The organism is Sporosarcina sp. P26b (genome assembly GCF_002743245.1).
GTDB classification, from domain to species: domain Bacteria; phylum Bacillota; class Bacilli; order Bacillales_A; family Planococcaceae; genus Sporosarcina; species Sporosarcina ureae_C.
Window position 1 is genome coordinate 331,463 of sequence record NZ_PDYW01000003.1, and the last position, 6,462, is coordinate 337,924.

7 protein-coding genes are annotated in these 6,462 nt (G+C 43.9%); 1 reads left to right on the top strand and 6 read right to left on the bottom strand.

Annotation, left to right across the window (positions count from 1 at the left end; all coding sequences use genetic code 11):
• Positions 1–161: 161 nt before the first annotated feature.
• From rnz to mce, 6 genes are all read right to left on the bottom strand, one after another.
• Entirely contained in the window at positions 162–1,109 is a 948-nt protein-coding gene (gene rnz / locus CSV69_RS05465) for a ribonuclease Z (protein ID WP_099692914.1), read from the bottom strand.
• A 16-nt stretch (positions 1,110–1,125) separates the two neighbouring features.
• Positions 1,126–2,316, bottom strand: a complete 1,191-nt coding sequence (locus CSV69_RS05470) for a DNA polymerase IV (RefSeq protein ID WP_099692915.1) — start codon at positions 2,314–2,316, stop codon at positions 1,126–1,128.
• A gap of 107 nt (positions 2,317–2,423) precedes the next feature.
• Positions 2,424–2,888, bottom strand: coding sequence for a chemotaxis protein CheW (locus CSV69_RS05475; RefSeq protein ID WP_085426130.1), 465 nt, complete (start codon positions 2,886–2,888; stop codon positions 2,424–2,426).
• Between the two features lie 36 nt (positions 2,889–2,924).
• Positions 2,925–4,049 (bottom strand): M20/M25/M40 family metallo-hydrolase, encoded by a 1,125-nt coding sequence (locus tag CSV69_RS05480; protein ID WP_099692916.1) that lies wholly within the window; start codon positions 4,047–4,049, stop codon positions 2,925–2,927.
• An 18-nt stretch (positions 4,050–4,067) separates the two neighbouring features.
• Entirely contained in the window at positions 4,068–5,615 is a 1,548-nt protein-coding gene (locus CSV69_RS05485; protein WP_085426128.1) for an acyl-CoA carboxylase subunit beta, read from the bottom strand.
• Positions 5,616–5,618: 3 nt separating this feature from the next.
• On the bottom strand, positions 5,619–6,026 hold the full coding sequence (gene mce, locus CSV69_RS05490) for a methylmalonyl-CoA epimerase (RefSeq protein WP_085426127.1): 408 nt from the start codon (positions 6,024–6,026) through the stop codon (positions 5,619–5,621).
• 123 nt (positions 6,027–6,149) lie between these two features.
• Here mce and prli42 point away from each other — a divergent pair, with 123 nt between their 5' ends.
• On the top strand, positions 6,150–6,245 hold the full coding sequence (gene prli42 / locus CSV69_RS16780) for a stressosome-associated protein Prli42 (RefSeq protein ID WP_158232612.1): 96 nt from the start codon (positions 6,150–6,152) through the stop codon (positions 6,243–6,245).
• Positions 6,246–6,462: the final 217 nt, after the last annotated feature.

Genomic DNA, 6,462 nt, shown 5'->3' on the forward strand with positions numbered 1-6,462 from the left:
AGAGCGCCCGCGAGGCTTGATAGAGCAGTCAAGCGGCCTCATAGAGCGGTTACGTGGAAACATTGAGCGCTAGCAAATTCGCACGCAAGCCTCCACCTCAAAACGAATAAAAAAGCGCCATCGCAAAAAGTCTCATGCAAGACGACTTCTTGGATAGCACTTTAATTTTTCACTAACTTCGTTAATTCGCCATGTTTCCACTGATAACGCGCAAAATCATCCGCAATGGAAATAGCCTCGAACACTTCAGTACCTTCCGCAATGAATGCGGGCATTTCACTTGGCATAAAACGTGCGCTAATATGGTTGGCAATTAAATTCTTAACGTTTGCTTCTTTCGCGACAGTCGCCGCTTCCACAATAGTTGAATGACCGAATTCTTTCGCGCCTTCAGCGTATTCATCGGTGAATGTTGCTTCGTGAATGAGGATATCTGCGTCTTGTGCCAGTTCAACGGAAGCCGCGCAATACGACGTATCCCCAATGACTGTAATAACAAAGCCTTTTTTCTTCTCTGTCGTGACGTCTTTGCTGTAAACAACCTGCCCATTGTCGAGCTCAACATCAAGGCCGTCTTTCAATCGCTGTAACAACGGACCTTTCGGAACACCTTGTTCAATCGCTTTGTCGATCAACAATGTACCGGGCAACTCTTTTTGTTCAATACGAAAGCCAAAACTTTGGATGACATGCTGGACTTCTTTCGCGTAAACCTTGAACTCATCCGTTTCAAGAATCATGCCGTCATGAATTTCATGAACGTTCAGCTTGTAAGGCAAGTATGTACCCGTCACTTTATAGGTATGTTGCAACCATTCTTTCAAGCCTGCTGGCCCATACAGATCAACGGGATCACCGCCGCCTAAAAATGCGCGCGAACTGAGAAAACCAGGTAATCCGAAAATATGGTCACCATGTAAATGCGTAATGAAGATTTTTGTGATTTTCTTTGGCTTGATCGCACTGTGCAATAATTGATGTTGCGTCGCTTCTCCACAGTCAAACAGCCAATTTTCCTTGTTCTCATCTGTCAGGTCGAGAACGAGTGCAGATGTATTGCGTTGCTTTGAAGGCATTCCTGCGCCTGTCCCCAAAAATTCTATGTCCACATTCATTCCCTCCTTCCTAATTCTTCGTAAATCCTTTTTTAATAATACCATCTCCGAAACGTTGCGTCAGGCTCGACATGAGCTGATCCATTTCATATTCCTTTTCCTGTTGTTCATAATTATCGAACGTCAGTTGTTTGACCATTTCGGAACGTTCAATGACGTTGGCCGCCGTTATGCCAAGCAATCGAATTGGCTCGTCATTCCAGTGTTGCCGAAACAATTGCAGTGCCACTTTCGTAATATCTTCTTCAAGATAGACAGCTTGCTGAAGCGTTCTGCTCCTCGTCGTGTTCTGCCAATCGGCGTAGCGGATTTGGATACTGATCGTCATGCCTGCCAGAAGTTTCGTTTCCAATCGCGCGGCCACTTTTTTCGCCAAACGTTCGAATATGGGCACGCATTCTTCAAACTCAGTCAAATCAATTGGCAGTGTCGTGGAGCTGCCGATACTTTTGCGTTCTTCTGCGCTTTCTGGATCAACTGGCCGCGTATCGATTCCGTTTGCACGTTGTTTCAAGCGCAGCCCATTTTTTCCGAGTAATGCTTCTAACGTGATTTTTTCAGCAGTAGCCAAATCACCCAACGTCTTGATACCCGCACTATGCAATTTCTCTTCCGTCCGCTTGCCGATTCCATGCATCTCTATAACCGGCAATGGCCAAAGTTTTTTCTGTACTTCACGTTTGCGTAAAATTGTAATTCCCATCGGCTTCTTCATGTCAGAAGCAGTCTTTGCTAAAAATTTATTCGGTGCAATGCCAATTGAGCATGGCAAATCGAGTTCTGCTAAAATACGCAACTGGATTTCCCGGGCCAAATCATATGCACGTGTCAATCCACCAATCTCCGTCGTATCGATATACGCTTCATCGATGGAAACAGGTTCCACCCATTCTGTATAACTTCGGAGGATTTCAAAAACGGAATCAGACATCTGCCGGTATAATTCATGACGTGGTGGAATAATCGTTAAATTTGGACAGAGGCGTTTAGCTTCTCCAACAGTCATCGTCGTGTAGATACCGAATGCCCTTGCCTCATATGAACATGTCACGAGAATTCCTCTGCGTTCTTTCGGGTTACCGGCGACCGCAAGTGGAATTCCTTTCAGCTTAGGATTCGCAGCCTGTTCAACAGAGGCAAAGAAGCTGTTCATATCAAGATGCATAATGACACGTGGATTAGCGATAGTCAGATCCGTCATGTAAACACCTTTCTTTCCTGGGAAATATTTATGTAATAGGAAAAAGCGGCAAACCGACTTCAGTCTGCCACTCCTCCATTTTAACAAATGTATGTTCTTTTTGCCTACTAATTTGATTGATGCTGTTCCTTCATATAGCTAGAGATTTCATCCATCCCATGAAGTGTGTCCGCCATAATATTCGGATCAATGACAGTTACGACGCGATCTTCCAAATTCGCTACCGTCACGAAATAAGGCGTTTTGGAATATGCCTTTAACGCGGTAGAAGTTAACCGGTCCTCTGGCAATTCCAAGATCTCTCTTGCGTCTAGCACTAATAAACCAACTTCAAGCTGATCCGTTTTCACGACAACTACATGGGATTCGATATCCCGTGGTGTCGCTTGATGATATAGGATTTGACTTAAATCGAGAATAGGCACCAGTTCACCACGCGATTTCATCAGTCCAAGTAAATACGGTGGAAGATGAGGAATCGGTGTGACGTATTCCAGTTTCTCGATGGAAATCACCGATTCTACCGGCAGTGCATATTCTTCATTGCCTGTCCGTACTATCACAGTTTGCATAGTTGCACCTTCTTTCAAGGCTCTTGGTTGAGATTATTACGCCGTGTGAATTGCATTACCGACAATTTCTAGCAATAATTCAGTCAGCTTCTCCAACTCTTTCACCGGCATGCGTTCATTTTTCGTATGAATCTCTTCATAACCGACAGACAATGTGACAGTTGGAACACCCATACCGTTGAACACATTGCCATCACTTCCGCCGCCACTTGTCATAATTTTAGGTTCACGACCGATATTGCGGATGGATTTCATCGCGACTTGCACGACTTCTTCGTCATCCCCGATCGAGAAACCAGGATACATGAGTTGTGTTTCAGTTACCGCTTTACCACCTAACGATTCAGAAGTTGAAGCAAACTTCTCGACCATTAAGTCGATTTGTTGCTTCATTTTATCAGGATTGATCGAGCGAACTTCAGACAGGATGAAAGCTTCTTCACAAACGATATTCGTAGCTTTCCCACCTTCAAAACGACCGATATTCGCTGTCGTCTCTTCATCGATTCTACCTAGTTTCATGCCCGCAATGGATTTAGCTGCAAGTGAAATCGCGGAAATTCCTTTTTCAGGCGCCACACCAGCGTGAGCTGTCTTACCGTAAATTGTCGTCCATAATTTTGACTGATAAGGAGCAGCCGTAACAATGCCGCCTACTTCTCCGTCGCTATCGACCGCAAAGCCGTATTTCGCCTTCAAATAGTCAGGATTCATTGCTTTCGCTCCGACTAATCCGCTCTCTTCACCAGCAGTGATAATGAACTGGATTGGGCCATGAGGCTTTTCTGACTCTTGGATGACTTTTGCCATTTCCAGAAGAGCAGCAATCCCAGCTTTATCGTCAGCACCCAAAATCGTTGTGCCGTCACTGTAGACATAGCCATCTTCTTTGACGATTGGCTGAATAGATTGTCCTGGAACGACTGTATCCATATGACATGTGAAGAAAATCGGATCCGCGTCAGTCACTGTACCCGGCAAGTTGGCAATTAAATTACCTGCACCGTGTCCTGTCTTTTCCGCTGTATCATCTTCCGTCACGTCAAAGCCTAATTCCTGCAATTTCTTCGTCAGAATGTCTGCAATATTTCGTTCGTTTTTAGTTTCAGAATCAATTTTTACTAACTCCAAAAATTCTTGAAGTAATCGTTGTGTATTCAAGATGTAAGACTCCTTTATTTATAGTGGAATGTTGCCGTGCTTTTTCTTCGGACGATCTTCATGCTTATTGCGCATCATTTCAAGTCCTTGAAGCAATTTGATACGAGTTTCGCGTGGATCAATTACATCGTCGATCATGCCGTGTGAAGCCGCAACATATGGATTTGCAAATTTTTCACGGTATTCTTCGATTTTCGCAGCACGCGTTGCTTCCGGATCTTCACTTTTTGCGATATCACGTGCGAAAATGATGTTCGCTGCACCTTCAGCACCCATTACAGCTACTTCTGCGTTCGGCCAAGCGAAGACTAAGTCCGCACCGATTGATTTAGAATTCAGTGCAACATATGCGCCACCGAAAGCTTTACGCAAGATTAATGTGATTTTTGGTACTGTCGCTTCTGAATATGCATATAAAATCTTCGCCCCGTGTCGAATGATTCCCCCGTGCTCTTGTTTTATACCTGGGAAGAAGCCTGTCACGTCTTCAAAAGTGATCAATGGAATATTGAATGAGTCACATGTACGGATGAAACGTGCGATTTTATCAGAAGAGTTAATGTCTAGTCCGCCTGCCATTACTTTTGGCTGGTTACAAACAAATCCTACTGTTTCACCTTTCATACGTGCATAACCGACTACTGCGTTCTTTGCAAATTCAGGCTGAATTTCAAAGAATGACCCTTCATCCACTACTTGCTCCAATACTCTCCGCACGTCATATGGACGGATCGTTTCATAAGGTACGACATCCGCCAAATCTTCACGATAATCATCCTGCTCTTCGAATGGCTGAATCGGCGTCTTTTCTGTATTGTTCTGTGGTAGATATGTTAATAATTCACGAGTTTTTTCCAGTACTTCTTCTTCACTTGCTCCACGAAGATGCGCGTTACCACTGATCGTGTTGTGGACTTTTGCTCCACCTAGGTCTTCAGAAGTGATTTTCTCACCTGTTACTGTTTCGATAACTTTTGGTCCCGTAATAAACATTTGGCTTGTTTTATCCGTCATGATTACGAAGTCCGTGATCGCCGGTGAATACACCGCACCACCCGCACATGGCCCAAGAATTACAGAAATTTGTGGAATAACTCCAGAATAAATTGCATTACGATAGAATATTTCACCGTAGCCGTCAAGAGATAGAACACCTTCTTGAATACGTGCGCCACCTGAATCGTTCAATCCAATGAATGGAGCACCGTTTTTCGCTGCCAAATCCATAACATTGGCAATTTTCATTGCGTGCATTTCTCCAAGTGCGCCACCGAATACCGTGAAGTCTTGGGAGAATAAATAAATAGGACGACCGTGAACTTTACCGTAACCCGTTACGACACCGTCGCCAGGGCCTTCTAGTTTGTCCATACCGAAATCGCGTGTGCGGTGCACAACAAATGGATTCAATTCGACAAATGTACCTTCGTCAAGTAGTAATTCAATCCGTTCACGAGCCGTCAGTTTCCCCTTTTCGTGCTGCTTCAGAATTCGATCATCACCGCCGCCTAGCTCAATTTCACGTTTCTTGTCGTACAGTTCATTAATTTTATCGTAAATATTCATCAATTATTCCCCCTTAGTCTTTTCACATAATTCATACAGAACTCCATAAGATGATTTCGGATGCAAGAATGCAACTTCTGCTCCGCCAGCACCTGGTTTGGGTTCAGTTGAAAGTAGTTGAACGCCTTTTTCTTCCAATTCCTTCATTCTTGAACGAATATCTGTCACTCCGAATGCGATATGGTGAACCCCTTCACCGCGTTTTTCTATAAACTTCGCAATCGGGCTTGTCTCTGTCATCGGTTCAAGCAACTCAATCTTGACATTATTCGAATCAATGAACGCCACTTTAACACCTTGGCTAGCCACTTCTTCGATCGCTAAAACTGTCAATCCGAGTGTATCTATGTAATATGGTAATGTTTCCTCAATACTTTTCACAGCAATCCCAATATGATCTACCTTGTTCATAAGACATTCCCCTTTTACTACGTATCTAGTATGTGTACATAGAACAGCCATTCTAGTTGTGAAAATCCTTATTTCTGTTAAAATAGAGACAAACCTATTCCAACGCGTAAGGAGTTTTGCTGCATGAGTAATAAAAAAATTCAAAAAACAGTTGTCTACTTGATGATTGCTGCCATGATCGCGTCTACTATGTTCATGGGTCTCAGCATGTTCTTCTAATAATTAAGGGCAGTTCGCATACTACTGTATGCGAACTGCTTTTTGATTCTAAAGCAGAATGCGCCGATCTTCTGAATTGCTTTAAGCACCCGAGCGTCCGTTAAGACTAGACGGCGCATTCCGCTTTTGTTTCATCTAGCTACATGCGCCAGTCTCTCGGATCGCTTCGGTCCTGATTCAAAAGGCAAGTGCGGCCTTTTGCTTCAGGACCTCCAGC